General features: G+C 64.0%; 19 protein-coding genes. 12 read left to right on the top strand and 7 right to left on the bottom strand.

Translation table 11 applies throughout. The annotated features are described in order from the left end of the window. Window positions 1–4 precede the first annotated feature (4 nt). On the top strand, window positions 5–1,153 hold the full coding sequence (locus tag ACAty_RS10860) for an aldo/keto reductase (protein ID WP_004868518.1): 1,149 nt from the start codon (window positions 5–7) through the stop codon (window positions 1,151–1,153). 3 nt (window positions 1,154–1,156) lie between these two features. On the opposite strand, the gene ACAty_RS10855 is transcribed toward ACAty_RS10860, so the two are convergent. Further along, window positions 1,157–1,747: a hypothetical protein gene (locus ACAty_RS10855; RefSeq protein ID WP_004868516.1), complete on the bottom strand. Its 591-nt coding sequence runs from the start codon at window positions 1,745–1,747 to the stop codon at window positions 1,157–1,159. Window positions 1,748–1,830: 83 nt separating this feature from the next. Here ACAty_RS10855 and ACAty_RS10850 point away from each other — a divergent pair, with 83 nt between their 5' ends. The 5 genes from ACAty_RS10850 (at window position 1,831) to ACAty_RS10830 (ending at window position 5,631) form a co-directional block, all read left to right on the top strand. Beyond that, window positions 1,831–2,763: a selenium metabolism-associated LysR family transcriptional regulator gene (locus ACAty_RS10850; RefSeq protein WP_004868515.1), complete on the top strand. Its 933-nt coding sequence runs from the start codon at window positions 1,831–1,833 to the stop codon at window positions 2,761–2,763. Window positions 2,764–2,773: 10 nt separating this feature from the next. Further along, a complete protein-coding gene (locus ACAty_RS10845) occupies window positions 2,774–3,535 on the top strand; it encodes a type 1 glutamine amidotransferase family protein (protein ID WP_004868513.1) in 762 nt (253 codons plus the stop codon). After that, complete coding sequence (locus tag ACAty_RS10840) at window positions 3,532–3,888, top strand: hypothetical protein (protein WP_004868511.1); 357 nt, start codon at window positions 3,532–3,534, stop codon at window positions 3,886–3,888. Before ACAty_RS10845 ends, ACAty_RS10840 begins: the two co-directional genes overlap by 4 nt. Beyond that, window positions 3,885–4,526, top strand: coding sequence for a VTT domain-containing protein (locus tag ACAty_RS10835; RefSeq protein WP_004868510.1), 642 nt, complete (start codon window positions 3,885–3,887; stop codon window positions 4,524–4,526). Before ACAty_RS10840 ends, ACAty_RS10835 begins: the two co-directional genes overlap by 4 nt. A gap of 73 nt (window positions 4,527–4,599) precedes the next feature. Beyond that, window positions 4,600–5,631, top strand: a complete 1,032-nt coding sequence (locus tag ACAty_RS10830; RefSeq protein WP_004868508.1) for a glycosyltransferase family 9 protein — start codon at window positions 4,600–4,602, stop codon at window positions 5,629–5,631. A gap of 8 nt (window positions 5,632–5,639) precedes the next feature. Here ACAty_RS10830 and aguB read toward each other — a convergent pair whose 3' ends face one another. The 3 genes from aguB to dsbG all read right to left on the bottom strand — a co-directional run bounded on the left by aguB (window position 5,640) and on the right by dsbG (window position 7,810). Further along, window positions 5,640–6,503 carry an N-carbamoylputrescine amidase gene (gene aguB / locus ACAty_RS10825; RefSeq protein WP_004868505.1) on the bottom strand — a complete coding sequence of 288 codons (864 nt, stop codon included), beginning with the start codon at window positions 6,501–6,503 and terminating at the stop codon, window positions 5,640–5,642. A gap of 67 nt (window positions 6,504–6,570) precedes the next feature. Further along, complete coding sequence (locus ACAty_RS15960) at window positions 6,571–7,119, bottom strand: DUF4124 domain-containing protein (protein WP_148262232.1); 549 nt, start codon at window positions 7,117–7,119, stop codon at window positions 6,571–6,573. 46 nt (window positions 7,120–7,165) lie between these two features. Continuing rightward, window positions 7,166–7,810 (bottom strand): thiol:disulfide interchange protein DsbG, encoded by a 645-nt coding sequence (gene dsbG, locus ACAty_RS10820; RefSeq protein ID WP_226047731.1) that lies wholly within the window; start codon window positions 7,808–7,810, stop codon window positions 7,166–7,168. 415 nt (window positions 7,811–8,225) lie between these two features. Here dsbG and ACAty_RS10815 point away from each other — a divergent pair, with 415 nt between their 5' ends. Beyond that, window positions 8,226–9,437, top strand: a complete 1,212-nt coding sequence (locus tag ACAty_RS10815) for a C40 family peptidase (RefSeq protein WP_038472238.1) — start codon at window positions 8,226–8,228, stop codon at window positions 9,435–9,437. Window positions 9,438–9,536: 99 nt separating this feature from the next. Here the strand turns inward: ACAty_RS10815 and ccsB are convergent, their stop codons facing one another. Next, window positions 9,537–10,703 (bottom strand): c-type cytochrome biogenesis protein CcsB, encoded by a 1,167-nt coding sequence (ccsB, locus tag ACAty_RS10810; RefSeq protein WP_038472236.1) that lies wholly within the window; start codon window positions 10,701–10,703, stop codon window positions 9,537–9,539. 64 nt (window positions 10,704–10,767) lie between these two features. After that, window positions 10,768–11,211, bottom strand: a complete 444-nt coding sequence (locus tag ACAty_RS10805; RefSeq protein WP_004868481.1) for a hypothetical protein — start codon at window positions 11,209–11,211, stop codon at window positions 10,768–10,770. A 70-nt stretch (window positions 11,212–11,281) separates the two neighbouring features. On the opposite strand from ACAty_RS10805, the gene ACAty_RS10800 reads away from it, so the two are divergent. From ACAty_RS10800 to ACAty_RS10785, 4 genes are all read left to right on the top strand, one after another. Beyond that, entirely contained in the window at window positions 11,282–13,222 is a 1,941-nt protein-coding gene (locus ACAty_RS10800; protein WP_004868480.1) for an ATP-dependent DNA helicase, read from the top strand. After that, a complete protein-coding gene (tsaB, locus tag ACAty_RS10795; RefSeq protein WP_004868478.1) occupies window positions 13,219–13,896 on the top strand; it encodes a tRNA (adenosine(37)-N6)-threonylcarbamoyltransferase complex dimerization subunit type 1 TsaB in 678 nt (225 codons plus the stop codon). The genes ACAty_RS10800 and tsaB overlap by 4 nt, the downstream gene beginning before the upstream one ends. A 2-nt stretch (window positions 13,897–13,898) precedes the next feature. Then, window positions 13,899–14,420 (top strand): ribosomal protein S18-alanine N-acetyltransferase, encoded by a 522-nt coding sequence (rimI, locus tag ACAty_RS10790; RefSeq protein WP_004868476.1) that lies wholly within the window; start codon window positions 13,899–13,901, stop codon window positions 14,418–14,420. Between the two features lie 103 nt (window positions 14,421–14,523). Beyond that, complete coding sequence (locus ACAty_RS10785) at window positions 14,524–16,158, top strand: peptide chain release factor 3 (RefSeq protein ID WP_004868475.1); 1,635 nt, start codon at window positions 14,524–14,526, stop codon at window positions 16,156–16,158. Window positions 16,159–16,183: 25 nt separating this feature from the next. On the opposite strand, the gene ACAty_RS10780 is transcribed toward ACAty_RS10785, so the two are convergent. Further along, on the bottom strand, window positions 16,184–16,702 hold the full coding sequence (locus ACAty_RS10780; RefSeq protein ID WP_004868473.1) for a GNAT family N-acetyltransferase: 519 nt from the start codon (window positions 16,700–16,702) through the stop codon (window positions 16,184–16,186). 88 nt (window positions 16,703–16,790) lie between these two features. Between ACAty_RS10780 and ACAty_RS15955 the strand changes: the two genes are divergently transcribed. Then, window positions 16,791–16,991 carry a hypothetical protein gene (locus ACAty_RS15955; protein ID WP_014003371.1) on the top strand — a complete coding sequence of 67 codons (201 nt, stop codon included), beginning with the start codon at window positions 16,791–16,793 and terminating at the stop codon, window positions 16,989–16,991. The last annotated feature ends 39 nt before the right edge of the window (window positions 16,992–17,030 follow it).

Raw genomic sequence — 17,030 nt, 5'->3', positions numbered from 1 at the left:
CTCCATGCCGTCCCCTGCTTCCCAAACTCCGATCCCCGGCGCTGCCAACAGCCTGGCCACCAAGGCCTATGCGGCGCGCTTTAGCGATACCTTGCCGGAGGGGCACTACAGCGACTTCCTCAATACCCGAATCAAGCTCTCCTCTCTGGGTGTCGGTACCTTCCCCGGGGGTGTCGATGAGGTAACGGATCTGGCCGTCGCTGCCATCGTCGCCCAAGCGCTGCAGTCGGGTATAAACGTCATCGATACGGGCGCCAATTACCGTTACGGCCGTGCCGGGCGGGCCGTGGGTGCGGGTATCGCCAAGGCCATGGCGAGCGGTATCCAACGGGAGGAGTTCTTCGTCATTGGCAAGGGCGGTTTTCTGACCTTTCCTCGGGGCCGTCCCGACGATCTGGAGGCGTTTTTCCACGAGGAGGTGGAGGGCCGCGGCCTCGGCCGCCGGGAGGATCTGGCCGAGGGTGTGCACTGCCTGAGTCCGGAGTACATTATCTGGCAGCTGGACAGCCTGCGTGAGCAGACGGGCCTCGAGACCCTGGACTGCTTCCTCGTGGATCAGCCCGAGGTGCACATCCCGAGCATCGGCAAGGAACACATGTACCGCAAGCTGCAGGCGGTTTTCGCTGCCCTGGAAGACGCGGTGGCGGCCAACAAGCTGCGCTACTATGGGATATCGACCTTCAACGCCTGTCGGGTGGAAACGGACAACCCGCTGTTTCAATCCATGACCAGCCTTCTGGGCCTGGCAGAAAAGGCGGCGGGAGAGGGGCGTCGCCACCATCTGCGGGTGGTGGAGCTTCCCTTCAATGCCCTGATGCCCGAGGCCTACACCCGCTTCAGCCAGGTCACCGGGCAGGGTAACATCGCCTCCACCATCCAGGCCGCCTTTCAGCTGAAACTGACGGTCATGGCCAGCCATACCCTCGGTAAGGGACTGCTGGCGCGGGAGGAGGTGCCCGCACTGCAGCAGGGCATGCCGGATCTGGACAATGCCGCCCAGCGTGCCATCCAGTTCGTTCGCTCGACCCCCGGGATCGCGGTCACCCTGGTGGGCATGAGTACGCCCCTGCACCTGGCGGATTTTCTGGCGGTAGCGCGGCGCCCGCCCTTGGCCAAGGAAAGCTATCTCGCCATGTTCGAGAAGGAAAAATAGGAGTCAGGCGGAAGCGTCGGGGCCCTCGCCGCCCTTTTTCTTGCTCAGTTCGGCCAGGAGTTTTTCTTGCTCGGCAAAGGACAGGCGTCTCTGTCCCGGGCCGAAGCCCTTGCGCTCGGGCTTGGTATCGCCGGCCGGATGACCCCCCCGCTCACTTTCCTTGATCCTGCGGTAGCCCTCCAGTTCCGTCTGGTAGTCTGGAGCATCCTCCACGGTATCGGCGCGGCCCCGGTAGTTCTGTGGGGCCGCCGGCGCGTTCTGGGCAAACCAGGCCTGTTTTCGCATCTCCTTGTTGTAGTCGCCAAGCCAGGCGGAAAGGTGTCGCAGATCGTGCAGGGCGAGGGCCGCTAGTATCACAGCCGCAAGCGCCGCAAGGTACCAGGGCGCAAGCAGGGCGAGGGCCAGTACCGCGATGCCGGCCGCGGGAAAGATCCAGGCGCGGCGGCGATGCAGGTAGAAGCGGTGCAGGCCCAAGGGGAAGCCCAACCAGGATAGATAGGTCCATAACGGTTTTTTCTGGAGTTTTTTCAGCCGAATTTGTAGACTCTGCAGTCCAGCTCCATGCAGATCGAGTTTTTCCCAGGCTTCGGGCATGGGTGAGTCTCCCAGAAAACTGTATTGAAGCGCTCAGATATTACTCATAAACTCGGGCAAAGTCGCGCCCGACGGGATTGTTCATGGCAGATAGACGGTTACAGGTCTTTCACACGGTGGCGAAGCTCCTGAGCTTCACCAAGGCGGCCGAGACCCTGCATATGACGCAGCCGGCGGTCACCTTTCAGGTCAAGCAACTGGAAGAGCAGTTCAACACCCGCCTCTTCGATCGCACCCACAACCGCATCAGCCTGACGGAAGCGGGCATGGTGGTCTATGAATACTCCGAGCGGATCTTGTCCCTGTATGGAGAAATGTCCAACCGTGTCGGTGAAATGACAGGGGACCTGCGCGGCCACCTCCTCATCGGCGCCAGCACGACCATTGCCGAATACATGCTGCCGCGCGTGCTGGGGGACTTCAAGCTCAAGTATCCCGACGTGCAGGTACGTCTGCACGTGGGCAACACCGACAAGATCGTGCACATGATCGAGGACAACAGCATCGATCTGGGGCTCGTGGAGGGAGTGGTGAGCAACAAGAGCCTCGCCACCCTCAAGTGCTGCATGGACAACATGATCGTCATCGCTCCTCAGGACCATGCTCTGCGTGATCACGAGAGCGTCAGCGCCCAGGAGCTCTTGGATTACCCCTTCGTCTCGCGCGAAGAGGGCTCCGGCACGCGGGAAGTGACCATGGAATACTTGCATCAGGTGGGTATCGACCCGGAGGATCTGCACATCACCATGGAGCTCGGCAGTCCCGAGGCGGTCAAGGGTGCCGTGGAGGGCGGCCTCGGAATTGCCGTGGTATCGGAAGCCACCGTGCTCAAGGAACTGGCCCTGGGTACCATCATCGCGCTTCCCCTCAACCCGCCGCTGGCACGTCCCTATTTCTTCGTGTATCAGAAGCAGAAGTTCCGCAGTCTGGTCATGGACGAATTTCTGGAGTTTGCCAAGGAACGCTGCGCGCGCGACATGCGCGTACTCATTCCCCGGCGTGAAAGCAACGCATGAGGGCGGCCCCATGAAGCACTTCGCCGTGATACAACATAGCTATTCGGAGTTTCTGGGGACCCTGGAAGCGCAACTGGAAAAGCGGGCCATCAGCTACAGCTACTTTCGGGTGTTTCTCAATCAGGAGTTACCGTCCAGCGCGCTGACCTTTGATGCGCTCTTCCTCCTGGGCGGTCCCATGTCGCCCCTGGAGACGGACAAGTATCCCTGGCTTACCCAAGAGTTGCAGACCATTGCCGCCTTTCGCAAGGCCGATCGTCCGGTGGTGGGTTTTGGTTTGGGCGGTTTGCTCCTGGCACAGTACGAGGGTGCACAATTGCAGCTGGAACCCTACCACAATGCCTATTTCACCACGGCGCATCTGGGCCCCGCGGGCAAGGGCGATGTCCTGGCCGAGGCCGTAGCGGGACGCAAGGTCATGGTCTGGGCGCCGGGGACGGCAATCCTGCCGCCGGGGAAGGAAGCCTTGCTGGTGGACGACGCGGGTCGCTGGATCGCCTTTCGTCCCGATGCCGGCAGCATGTCCCTGCTGTTCCGACCGGAGATGAAACCGGGCCTCATCGAGGACATCCTCATGGAGGAAGATCGTGAGGTACCGGAGCACATCGGCGAGCTGCTGGAAGAGGCGCGACGCCTGTGGCCCGAGATGCAGCAGACGACGGACCAGACGCTGGTGGCGTTGGTCCGGGAACTCTCGCTCATGTCGGAGCGACGCAAGCCGCGGGTCTTCGCGCTCAAGGTGGATACCGGAGAGGATGGAAGCTCGACGTGAACAGCTTTGAACGGCGTCTGCTCCGGGTGGCGCGCAAACTGGATGACGCGCAGAGGGAGCAGTTGCAGCTTTTTGCCGAATTTTTGGCCAGCCGTCGCCGCGACACCGTGGTGGTCGCGCAGACTCCCGAGACGCCTTCCCTGCTCCCGGCTCGGGAGGGGGAGACCGTGGTCGGGGCCATCAAGCGCCTGCGCGAGAGCTATGCCATGCTGGATGCCAAGGCCATGCTCAACGAGACCGCAGCCCTCATGTCCCGGCACGTCGTCGGCGGGGCGCCGGCAGCGGAGGTCATCGCCCAACTGGAAGTCCTCTTCGCCGAGCACTACCAGCGCTATCGTCAGACCTTCGAATGAACCCCGGTTGGCCTGGCCTGTTGCAGCAACTGCTGCACTTCGATCAATACCTTGCCCTGTGGGTGCAGCACTATGGCCTGTGGATCTACCTCGCTCTCTTTCTCATCCTTTTTGCAGAGACAGGTTTGGTGGTCACACCCATACTGCCGGGCGACTCCATGCTCTTCGTTTGTGGCACCCTGGCGGGTGCAGGTCTGATGTCCCTGCCCTGGCTGCTGCTTTCCCTGATGACCGCCGCCGTGCTGGGGGATGCCCTCAACTACTACTTGGGACATCGTTACGGAATATGCCTTTTCGGTGGCCGCTGGTTGCGCGTCGCCTATCTTCGGCGGACGGAGGCCTTTTATGAGCGTCACGGTGGCAAGGCCGTGGTGATTGGGCGCTTTCTGCCCATCATCCGCACCTTTGTGCCCTTCGTCGCCGGGATTGCGCGCATGTCCTATGCGCGCTTTCTCCGTTTCAACCTGCTGGGAGCGCTGCTGTGGGTGGGCGGATTGTTGCTGGCGGGCTATTTTCTGGGCGCCGTGCCCTGGGTCAAGAGTCATCTCAATCTGGTGTTGGTGAGTTTGATCCTGCTTTCCCTGTTGCCGGCAGCCTGGACGGGGTTACAGGGACGCCGCAGTCGCCGCGCCGACTGACGAATACTTCGGAATCCAAATAGAACTACGGCGCGCCACGACCGTACGCCACAGGCCATGGGAGGATCGGGCCATGAGTACCGCCAATAGCCGCATTCTGGTGATCCGTGCCGGTCGCCTGGGAGATACCCTGTGGGCGACGGCCGTCATCGAACCCCTGCGGGCGCACTTTGGCAAGGGGGTGGAGATAGATTTTGTCGTCATGGCCAACATGGCGCCTCTCCTCGTCGACGATCCGCGCATTCATCGTGTTTTTGGGCTGCGGCGACGGGGCCTGCCGAGTTTCTGGAGTCCCACCAAGCGGGCGATCCTGGCCGCAGCCCGGCAGCAGCCCTATCGGCTCGTTCTGGATCTCGAAACCGGCACGGACTTTCGCGAGTTGTTGCGACGCTTACCGGCACAGCAGAAGGTGTCGGCCAGGCCGCGGCCAGCAGGGGCGCGTCACCATGTGGTGGATGACGTCCGCGAGCTCTTGCGCGAAGTATTGCCCGAGGATTGCCTGGCTCTGGCCGAGCCCAGCATCCGGGTCGCCGATGCGCCGCTTCCACCCCGCCTTTGCCAGTCCCACGGCTATCTGGTCCTCCACCCCGGCAATAGCCATATTGCCCGCGGCAAGGCCAACCTGCGTGCCTGGCCCCTGCGGCATTGGCAGAGTCTGGCGCAGAGCCTGATGGTCCGGCACCCGGAGCTACGCCTCGTGCTCATTGGTGAGAGGGCCGAGCGTCCGTACCTTGCTACCCTGATCGAGGCAGTGCCCGATGCCATCGATCTGTGTGGGGCGACCAGTCTGCCGGAGCTCATGGCCGTCATTCGCCACGCGCGCCTGCTGATCAGTACGGATACCGGACCCAGTCACCTCGCTGCGGCCCTGGGGACGCCCCTGATCGCGGTATTTGGACCCAGCGACCCGAATATGACGGGACCCTGGGACAGTGGAGTGGCCGACATTCGCATACTGCGCCGTGGTCTGCCCTGTAGCCCCTGCGTTCATCGGAGCGATTACGGGGCCTGCAGCCACCGCCGCTGCATGGAGGAGCTGGAGCCGGAGCGGGTACTCGGCGAGGCTCTGGAGATTCTGGCGTCGGGCTGGGCCGCCTCGGCCTGAGCCAGTACTCAGGACTCGCCGTCGAAGCCGAGCAGGGGGCCGTACAGGTCTGGGCGACGATCGCGAAAGAGTCCCCACTCCAGGCGGGCGCGAGCCAGTGCATCCAGGTCCAGATCGGCCTGAATGAAGCCTTCCTCGCTCTGCGCCTGGGCCAGGATCGCCCCGGTACCGTCCGTGATGAAAGATCCGCCGTAAAAGGTGATCGCGCTGTGCTGTCCCTGCTCGTTCCCGATGCGGTTGGCGGCAATGACGGGCACCATGTTGGCGGCGGCATGGCCCTGCATGACCCGGGTCCAATGGGGACGACTGTCGAGTTCGGGGGCTTCGGGCTCGGAGCCGATGGCAGTTGGGTACAGGAGCATCTCGGCGCCGCGCAGCGCGAGAATGCGCGCCGTTTCCGGAAACCATTGATCCCAGCACACCGCCACGCCCAGGCGGCCGAAGCGGGTGGGAAAGACCCGAAAGCCCGTATCGCCGGGACTGAAATAAAATTTTTCCTGGTAGCCGGGACCATCCGGGATGTGCGCCTTGCGGTACAGCCCGAGATTGCGGCCATCGGCATCGATGACCGTGAGGCTGTTGAAATGACTGTTGCCGGCACGCTCAAAAAAACTCACCGGCAAGACCACGCCCAGCTCCCGAGCCAGATCCGTCAGGGCGATGACAGCGGGATGACGATCCAGGGGTGCCGCCAGCGCGAAGTGGGCAATGTTCTGGTCCTGACAGAAGTACAGGCTGCTGAAGAGCTCCTGTAAGAGGACGACCTGCGCTCCCGCCGCGGCAGCGGCACGTACCATGTCCACTGCCTTGCGGATATTGGCAGCGGAATCCGCGCCCACGGCCATTTGTACAGCGGCTACCCGCACGCGCATGCCCTTGTCCTCATCCAGCGACCCGTGTACCAAGCATAGTGACTGGGCAAGGTGCGAGCAAGGGATCTCAGGGCGCCGCCCAGAGCGGACGCTGCGGGGCGGCTGGTCCCGCCGATGGAGGTGGTGAAGCCCATGGCGGAACGCCGGATCCCCGTATGCCTGGTCCGGGTGGCGGTGGCGGCGGCGGAGCGCCGGGTGCTGGCGGGGCTGGGTAGTGAGGATAGGCAGGCGGCAGGAGAAAGGCGGGACGGTAGACACTGTGGGGCGGGTGCGTCGGCGGTGTGGTGCTTCGGGCGTAATTTGCCAGGGCGGTGAGCAGGTCGATGCGGGCGATGAGGGCTTCCTCCCGGGCCGTGGCGGCGCTGGCGGCCGAGGAGGCGGTCTCGGCCGGGCGCGAAGCCGTTGCCGCAGCGGGCGGCCCCGATGGGCTGGGTGGCGGCGCCGGGACCGTGTGAATCCGCCGCAGATCCCGCGCCGTGGGCGGGGGATGGTCGCCGAAGGAGACGACGCCACCTGGGGATACCCAGCGATAGATGGGCCCCGCCATGAGGCCTGAACTTGTGCAGACGAGGCCCAGGGCGATGGCGAGGACGGTACCGAGCTTTGGGGTATGCACGGTACTCGATTTAATCCTCAACCCCCTTCAAGTCAAGCTGCTGGAGCTAGCGAATCTGTTTCAGGGTCGCCTGCAAGCCCGATTTGTCCAGCAGTCCGTGTATGACCTGGATCTTGCCTTGGCGGTCGCGGTAGATCAGGGTAGGGACGATGCGCCGCCCACTTTCCTCCAGCAGTTTCAGGTTGTCCGCCAGGATCTTGTCGGTTTCGGGCGTGGGTATGACCTCTCGGATGGCGCCGAAGTGTTCCATGTTGAAGCCTTTTTCGTTTTCGCGGATGGCGGCTCGCGGATCCTTGGCCTGGAGTATGGCAGCAGCCTTGCCGGTACTGGAAGGTGCAAGGAAACCCACGACGATGAAGCGCAGATTGAGATGGGCAGACTGGACCATGGGCTCGAGTTCGTCGTAGAGCACATGGCAGTAGGGACAGTTGGGGTCGAAAATCATGTAGAGGATGTGCGGTCCATGGCCTTGGCCGATCCAGTGGGCCTGACCCAGCTGCTCCCAGAGCTTTGGATGCGCTTCTGTCCTTTCTGGCACAGCCAGGGCCGGACGTATACCCCAAAAAGCCAGGGCGAGCAGGAGCAGGCCACCCGCCAAGGCCTGCCAGATCCGTTCCCGAGGCCGCAATGCGGGGGTGCCTCTGGTGCGGGAAACGGGGAGTTCTAGAGGATCTGGGTGGGGCCTGGACATGTTTACTCTCCAAGGGTCGTGGATAGCTGTCTTGGTAAGGGTCCAGCAATTTTTGCGCCAGATCTGGGACGCGTTGGAGGGGACTTTTTCGGACCCCTTTCGACCCTTGCCAAGACCGCCGAAGCCCTCTATATTCCCAACCATGCGTTATGGCCTATATATGTCACTTATGACTAATATACCGGTGTTCTGCCGATCCCGAGAGGGAGCAGAGCGCTGGGTGTGGCCGATGGCGGGGAGGCCGTCGGTGCGGCAACGCAGTACGCTCTGATGGATGATGTGGAAAAGCCGATGTGTCGTCGGCTTTTTTGGTGTTTGCAGGTGTAGAAAACTGACAGAATGCGATGCCCCTAGATAATCGGCCCCATTGGCGGATTATCCAGCGGCACTCCTCAAGGACCGTAGGGAGAGTCGAATGCAGAAGAAAAGCCGTTGGCACATCCTGCTTGCCACTGCCGTGCTCTTGGGCGGCAGCGGGCTGGCCCAAGCAGCAACCACGAGTGCAGCGCATGGCGCGCATCCACGCACGCATTCCAGCGCGCAGCACCACCCGGGCAAGGTGGCCGCACACAAGGTCGCAGCCAAGAAGGAGTCCCGAGCCACCGCCCTGCGCAAGCGGTCCGCAGTGCGTGGCGCTCATCATCGCGTGACTACGCACCGGAAGGTGGCAGCGCACGTGCCGTCCGTGCGGCCGGGGGAGTACCGGAGCAGTGAGGAGAACGCTCCGGCTCCGGCCAATTACGATAGCCTCATGCCCACAGCCCTGGAGCTGATGGGGATGAGTCCGGTGGAGTTCGCCGGAGTTGGGGCGGCGCCGCAGCAACCGGAGTTCCGTCCCTACCGGATCGTTCCCCTGCCGACCCGGGCGGCATCGGTGACGGCACCGTCCTTCATCGACCAGTCCCTGGTTCTGGTCAAGACCGGAGTAGCGCCCATCGTACCCATGCCTGCGACGGCTGAGGCCTCGGCTGAGGTGGCGGCATCCGCAGCAGCCATCCCGGCGGTGGCCCAGGGTGCCCCCAGTGGAGAACGACCCCAAAGTACCGAGGCACCGACGTCGCAGCTGGGTCTGGCGCTGGAGATGCTGGCCAGCCAAGCCTATCACTGGGCACGGCATCCCTTGATGGCGCTGGAGGCCAGCGGCGATGCCGCCGTTGGACGTCAGGGCGTGGCCAACCTCGCTGCCGACCTTGCCGAGGCGGCGGATGCCGGTGGTACCAGTGGGGACAGCAGTTGGCTGTCGCCACGTTCCTTGGTGCGCTCGGCTCTGAAGTTCATCGGTGCGCCTTATCGCTGGGGTGGCATGAGCCCGGTGTCGGGCTTCGATTGCAGTGGTTTCGTCAAATTCGTCCTGGCCAAATTCGACATCGAGGTACCGCGTACCTCCTATGCCCAGGCTGCGGCCCTGCCGCGTATCCCGCGCAGCGATCTCAAGCCCGGTGATCTCGTGTTCTTCAACACCATGCATCGGGCCTATTCCCACGTCGGTATCTACATCGGCCACGGGCGTTTCGTCAGTGCGCAGACTCCCAGCTCGGGAGTACAGGTGGCCAGTCTCGACAATCCATACTGGGCGGCGCGCTTCGATGGCGCCCGACGGATACCGGGAACTGCCCACCCCAGCTGAGGTGATGTCGGCCGAAAGCCGGTTCCGTCCTTCCGCACCCGGACCGCGATGCGCACTCATGGCATCGCGGTCCGAGTCTTTCAGGGGTTCTCCCGGGGGTCAGAGCTTGCCGTAGGAGTGCAATCCGCCGAGGAAGAGGTCCACCCCGATGAAGCAGAAGGTGACGACGATGAGGCTGGTGAATGCCCACCAGGCCATGGGGCGCCCGTGCCAGTTCTTCTGGCTGCGCGCGTGCAGGAAGCCCGCGTAATTGAGCCAGACGATGAGGGCCCAGGTTTCCTTGGGGTCCCAGGACCAGAAGCCACCCCAGGCACGTGCTGCCCACACCGCTCCGAGAATCGTCCCCACCGTGAAGAACAGAAAGCCAAAGCTGATGGTGCCCGTAAAGGTGCGCTCCAGCAGTTCCCGGCTGGGCAGACGCCGCGCCAGGACGCTGCCCTTGGCTTCACCGCGGTCCTTGAGTAACCAGGCGAGGGCGGCCATGGCAGAAATGTAGAAGTTGGCATAGGCGACGAACATGGAGGGCACATGGATTTTCATCCAGAAGCTCTGCAGGGCGGGGATGAGCGGCTGGATGCGATCGAGGTGATAGGCCGCTCCGACCCAAAGGAGAAAGACATCGGCCACCAGTACCAGCGGCAGGACGAAGGCGCCAAGGCCGCGGCTGTCCGTGTCCTCTTCGTGGTAGAGGTAGAAGAGGATGGTCATGGCACAGAAAAGCACCATGACGTCGTAGATGTTGCTGACGGGAATGTGACCCCAACTGGGGTGGCCCAGATAGGTTTCACGCCAGCGAATGGCCAGACCGGCGAAACCCAGTGTCGATGCCACCCAGGCGAAGCGCTGGCCCCAGATTCCGGCCAGCCGGGCACCGCGGAACAGATAGCCATAATAGCCCATGGCGCTCAGGGCAATGGCCACACTCATCCAGACAAACATGGCGTTACTCTGAAAGCCGTAGCGCAGGATCAGACTGTTGTGCGGGTTCAGACCTGCACCGTAGAGTCCGACGCCGATGCCGGCGATGGCAAGAACGCTCAGGGTGAGGCTGCGAAAATGCGGCCACTTGAGTCCAAACCACAGCAGCCCCACGTACCACAAGGCCAGAATGATGTATTGCCAGAGCCAGAACTGTGCGCGAAAGATGCTCCAGACAGTCAGGGCACCCAAGGTGAGGAATGTCAGCCAGCCGAGTTCCGGCCAGCCCCAGTGGAAGCGTCGCGGAGCTGTGGGCGTAAGCGCCGGCTCCTGAGTCTGCACAGACATGCAGTGTCCCCCTTGTTTTGCGGAAAAGCTTTGTCGCTACCGATGTTCAAGTGCGTACCTGACTTTAGCAATTTTTGCGCCGCCGCTCTGAACCGTTTCCTGGACGGGTCCGTCTTCCGTCCTGGTCCGAATGGGGCACTGCAGGCGGAAAGACTGGCCCATTTTTACCGACTCCGCCAAGATCGGCGCGGCGCGGAGCGCCGCTGCCGTCCATGCGCGCGAGAAGGCGCAGGCCGCCCAGAAGCCCATCGATGCGCCGGGCGAGATCTTCCGGCCAGGGTTCGGCAAGTGGCCAATGGCGCAGCAGAGCCTGGGGGGAGCCAGGGGCGTTATCCCCTTGTGGTGGGGTATCGAGCCAGACGATGAGATCGGGCCACTGCGGCGGTGCCTCGGCACCTGCTGCAAGGACCCAGCCCGCGCCCCGCTCTGCGCAGAGTTCCAGGGCCGCGGCACAGCGCGCTGGGTTCTGCGGGCTCAGGAATTGTATATGGGCAGGGCGCTTGTACATGAGGCGGTCTTTTCTCCATTTTGTGACAAAATAGCAGGGCCCAGGCAGGGGGGAAAGGGATGGAAAGGCGGTGAGGCAGGATGGCGAGTGGCACGCCGCCCTTGGGGCGGATAGCCCTTTGCGTCGTATTTTGCCCCATTTTCACGTGCGTCGGCAGCAGCAGGAAATGGCGGCACAGGTGGCTGGCTGGCTCGCCGAGGGCGGCGTGGGGCTCGTAGAGGCCGGTACCGGCACTGGGAAAAGCTTCGCCTACCTGCTCCCCGCCCTGCTGTGTGAACGCAAGGTGCTGATTTCCACTGCCAGTCGGGCCCTCCAGGATCAAATCCTGGACAAGGACATTCCGGTGCTTGCGCAGGCCTGGTCCAGCCCGCGCCGCGTGGTGCGCCTCAAGGGGCGCAGCAACTATCTCTGCCCCTTCCGCCTGCAGCGCGCCCTGGCGGAGGGGGTGGCGCCACGCCTCGCCCGCGATCTCCTGGTGGTGGCCGACTGGGCGGGGCGCACGGGTGAGGGCGACATCGCCGAGTTGAGTGCTCTACCGGAGTCCTCCCCGGTCTGGCCTCTGGTGACTTCCACGCGCGACAATTGCCTGGGCAGCGACTGTCCGGAATTCGCCCGCTGCCCAGTGATCGCCGCGCGCAAGCGTGCCCTGGAGGCCGATGTGGTGGTGGTCAACCATCATCTGTTGTTGGCGGACCTGGCCCTGCGCGTGGAATCCCGCGGCGACCTCCTGCCCCGCGTCGACGCGGTCATCATCGACGAGGCGCATCAGCTCGCCGATCTGGCGGGGCAGTACTTTGGCCAGCATCTGAGCAGCCACCAGCTACTGGAGTGGGCTCGGGACAGCCGCCAGGCGCTACTCGCCGCAGCCCGGGACGATGCCGAGCTCGGGCTGCCGGCGCGGCTGGAGCAACACATTGAGCACTGGTTGGCCCAGGGGCAGCAGCTGCCGGGCGGTGAGAGTCGCTGGGAGTGGCCATCTTTCCCCGTGCAGGTCCTGACGGCCAGCCTTCGGCAAGTGGCCTCCGAGGCGGCGCAGCTCGAGAGCACGCTGCAGTCCTTGCGCGAATTCAGTAAGGAGCTGGAGCAGTGCGCCGGACGCGGTGAGCAGCTGACCGGATTGCTGGAATTTTTTCTGAAACCGGAGTCGGAGCCGTCGGCGGTGCGTTGGCTGGAACGTCGCGGTCGCGGCCTTCTGCTGCATGCCAGTCCCATCGATCTGGGCCCGCTTTTGCGCGGAGAACTCTTCGCGCGCAACGCCACCACCATCCTGGTGAGTGCCACCCTGCGCGTGGGCGGGGATTTTGGGGCTCTGGAGGCGCGTCTGGGACTGGTGGAGGGAGAGCCCAGCCCGCAGCATTTCGTGGCCGATTCGCCCTTCGATTACACGTGCCAGGCCTTGCTCTATCTGCCACCGCAGATGCCGGAACCAGCCAGTCCGCAATTTACGGCGGCCTGTATCGAGGCGGCCATTCCGGTCATCGAGGCCAGTGGCGGACGCTGTTTCTTTCTTTTTACCAGCCACCGCGCCCTGCGTGAGGCGGCGGTGGAATTGCCCCAGCGGCTGGACTTTCCCATACTGGTACAAGGGAGCATGCCGCGCGCCCGGCTTCTGGATGCCTTCCGACGGGCGGGCAACGCGGTCCTTTTGGGGGCGGCCAGTTTTTGGGAGGGGGTGGACGTGCAGGGTGAAACGCTGTCTTGTGTCATCATCGACAAGTTGCCCTTTGCGAACCCCGGCGATCCAGTCCTGCGGGCGCACCATCGCCACTGCGCAGCCATGGGCGGCGACCCCTTTCGCGACCTGCAACTGCCGCAGGCTGTCATCGCCCTGCGCCAGGGTGTGGGGCGTCTCATTCGTTCCGAGAGCGATCGAGGTGTTCTGACCATCTGTGACCCACGCCTGCTCAACAAGGGCTATGGCCGGATATTCCTGCGTAGCCTGCCGCCCATACCCGTAGTGCAGGACATCGCCGCCGTACGCGAGTTCTGGCGTGGCGGAGCCGGATCATGAAGTGGCTGGCCCTGGAGACGGCAACGGAATGCTGCTCGGTGGCCGTGGCGGTGGGTGATGCCGTGTTTTCCCGGAGCGCCCTTGCCGACCACCGCCACAGCGATCTGCTCTTGCCCATGGTCGACGCCGTGTTGGCGGAGGCGGGAATCCGGGCGGATGCGCTGGATGCCATCGCCTGTGGCGTGGGACCCGGTGGTTTCACGGCGGTGCGTATGGGCGTCAGTACCGCTCAGGCGCTGGCCGAGGCTTTTGATGTCCCGGTCTATGCCGTGTCCAGCCTGCAGGCGCTGGCGGCAGCCTCTCCCGAGCCCGGGGTGCTGGCGGCCTTCGACGCCCGTAAGGGCGAGGTCTACGCCGGCGTCTACCTGCGCGACGATGGCGGCTGGCCCGCGCTGCAGGGTGTCGAGCGCGTCTGTCCGCCCGCGGATCTGCACTGGCCGCCCGCACTGCCCGAAGGCGTTACCTGGCGTGGCATGGGCAGCGGTTGGAAGCTTTATGCCCAATCCTGGCAAGGGGCGCGGTTGCACAGCGTGGATGCGCAGTGCTTTCCCCAGGCGCGGGAGGTCCTGAGCCTTGCGCACCGCCGTCGTTTGCAAGGGGACGGCGGTCTCGCCCCCTGGGAGCTGGAGCCGCATTACATCCGCCCTTCCCAGGCCGAGCAGGGCGGTCGCTAGCCATGCACCTGCGGCCCATGGCGGCGGAGGATCTCGATGCCGTTGCGGCTCTGGAGGCGGCCATTTCGCCGGGGCCGTGGACGCGCGGTATCTTTCGCGACTGCCTCATGGCCGGCTACGACGCCTGGGTTGGGGTGGATACGGCGGATCGGCTGCTGGCCTTCGGGATATTGTCCACGGGTGCCGCCGAGGCCCACATCCTCAATCTCGGCGTCGATCCCGCTTCGCGCCGGCGCGGCTATGGTCGCCGGATGTTGCGTCACCTCCTGTGTCGGGCCCGTCGGGTAGGGGCAGAGCGGGCCTTTCTGGAGGTGCGGGTATCCAATCTGGCCGCCCAGAATCTCTACCGCTCCCTGGGCTTTCATGAGATTGGCGTGCGGCTGAACTACTACCGCAATCCCGAGGGGCGCGAGGATGCCCTGGTGCTGTCTTTGTCCCTGGACGCCATGGGCACCTTGGGCGACGATAGCGAGTATGCGGCGGACCTTGGCGGCAGATCGGACCCTGGGTCCGCACCGCAGTGAATATCGCCGGTCTTTGCGGTATCCTTTACTTTTGAGCTTTGGATCTGCCCACCGAGTCCACCCCATCCGAATGGGGCTCTGCAGCACAGGAATACATCCACCCATGGAACCGGAAGTTCGGGAGACCTTGGCGTCTCCCAGTGGGGATCTGGCGACGGAGATTGGCCGCCGTCGGACCTTCGCCATCATTTCGCACCCCGACGCCGGCAAGACCACGCTGACGGAAAAGCTGCTGCTCTTTGGTGGTGCCATTCGCCTCGCTGGGACCGTCAAGGCGCGCAAGAGCAGTCGCCACGCGACCAGCGACTGGATGGCCATCGAGAAGAGCAGGGGCATTTCCGTCGCAAGCTCCGTCATGCAGTTCGAGTACGATGGGCACGTCATCAACCTGCTGGACACGCCGGGTCACCAGGATTTTTCCGAGGATACCTATCGCGTCCTGACGGCGGTGGATTCGGCACTCATGGTCATCGACGGCGGCAATGGTGTCGAGGCGCAGACCATCAAGCTCCTGGAGGTCTGTCGCCTGCGCGACACACCCATCATCACCTTCATGAACAAGTTTGACCGGGAGAGCCGAGACCCCACGGAGCTCATGGACGAGGTGGAGTCGGTCCTGCAGATCGCTTGCGCGCCCGTGACTTGGCCCATTGGCATGGGCAAGCGTTTTCGCGGAGTCTACCACCTGCTGCGGGACGAGGTTCTGGTCTTTACCGCCGGCGAGGAGACGCGGACGCAGGACCTGGAGCGCATCCGGGGTCTGGACAATCCCGAGCTGGATCGTCGGTTTCCCGATGAGATGCCCGAATTGCGCGAGCAGGTGGAACTGCTTCGGGCAGCGGCCAACCCCTTCGATCTGGACGCCTTTCTGGCGGGCAAGCAGACGCCGGTCTTTTTTGGCTCGGCCATCAACAACTTTGGTGTGCAGGAACTGCTCGCCGCCCTCATCCATTGGGCTCCCGGTCCGCGCCCTCGGCCTGCCCACGAGCGCGTCGTGGATGCCGCGGAGCCCCATTTCACCGGCTTCGTGTTCAAGATCCAGGCCAATATGGACCCGCAGCACCGGGACCGGGTGGCCTTCCTGCGCATTTGCTCTGGCCGCTTCCAGCGCGGCATGCGCATCCGCCACCTGCGCCTCGGGCGGGATATCCAGGTGCACAACCCCATCACTTTTCTGGCGCAGGAGCGGGAAGTGGTGGAGGAGGCCTATGCGGGCGACATCATCGGCCTGCACAATCACGGGAGTATCCAGATTGGCGACAGTTTTTCCCTGGGCGAAAATCTGCAGTTCACGGGTATTCCCTATTTTGCCCCGGAGCTTTTCCGTCGGGTGCGGCTGCGCAATCCCTTGCGGGCGAAGCAACTCCAGAAGGGCCTGCAACAATTGGCGGAAGAGGGTGCAACGCAGGTCTTTCGCCCCCTGAGCGGTGGAGATCTGGTGCTGGGTGCGGTGGGGACCCTGCAGTTCGATGTGGTGGCCGAGCGCCTGCGCACGGAATACGGGGTCGAGGCGGTCTTCGAGCCGGCCCCCATCCACACGGCGCGCTGGGTCCACAGCGCCGATCCCAAGACCCTGGGAGAGTTTACAGCCAAGCTCGAGGCGCATCTGGCCTGGGATGCGGGAGAGCGTCTCGCCTTTCTGGCTCCGAGTCGGGTCAATCTGGAACTGACCATGGAGCGCTGGCCCGGCATCCGCTTCATGGCCACACGGGAGCACGCGCAACCGCAGGAGTCCTAGGATCTCCCAGCGGGCTGTGGAAGATTCAGTTGCGCAGTGCGCAGAAAAAACGTCTGGCCTCCAGGCGCTCGCCGTCCTTATACACCGTTTGCGGGCGGGCGTTGTCGGCGACGAAGCCGAGTTTTTCCAGAACCCGCTGGGAAGGGACATTGCCGGCATAGACCAGCGTTTCCAGATAGTCGAAGTGCGCCTGGGCACGCAGGTGGTTCATGAGGGCACGGCCGGCGGCGGTGGCAAGGCCGAGCCCCCAGAACGCCTCGCCGATCCAGTAACCGATGTGGCCGCGCCGGGCTGAGGCGGTGGCGCGCACGCCGATATTGCCGACGGCGGCGCCGCAGAACTCGATGGCCAGGGTCAGATCCTTTTGGCAATCCTGTGCGTGGGCAATCCAGGCATCGGCATCGGCCAGGGTGTAGGGCCGTGGGAAGCCTTCCGCGAGCCACCGCCAGATTCTGGGATTGTTGGCCTGGGCGCAGAGGGAATACCGATCCGACTCCTGCCAGGGGCGTAGTACACAGCGCGGATGTTCCGTTGCCAAACGCACGGGCGATACCCCCCAGGTGTGATCACCGTACTCGCGCCCGCCGACCGACAGCGGCTTCGGCTATCCGCCCCAGAGCGGCAGGCTGCAGATGGTCGTATTGAGCCCCCATCCTGCGCCGTCCGCAGGTTCCGCGCGTAGTATCGGTTTTGCGAGGGGCCTTGCCAAGGTGGACGCCAGCGCTCTGGTCCCGGCTGCACGGGGGGATGTGGGGCAGCGGACGCTGCGTGAGGGCTGGCGCTCCGGGCGGGGGCGCCGGGTCGACCTTGCGCGGGCATGGATGGTGGGGTGACAGCCGGGTCGGCACTTTGTACCATGCCCTGCACTGCCG

This window comes from Acidithiobacillus caldus ATCC 51756 (genome assembly GCF_000175575.2).
Classification (GTDB): Bacteria; Pseudomonadota; Gammaproteobacteria; order Acidithiobacillales; family Acidithiobacillaceae; genus Acidithiobacillus_A; species Acidithiobacillus_A caldus.
Note: the sequence above shows the minus strand (reverse complement) of the source record. Positions and strands in the feature narration are given on the sequence as shown.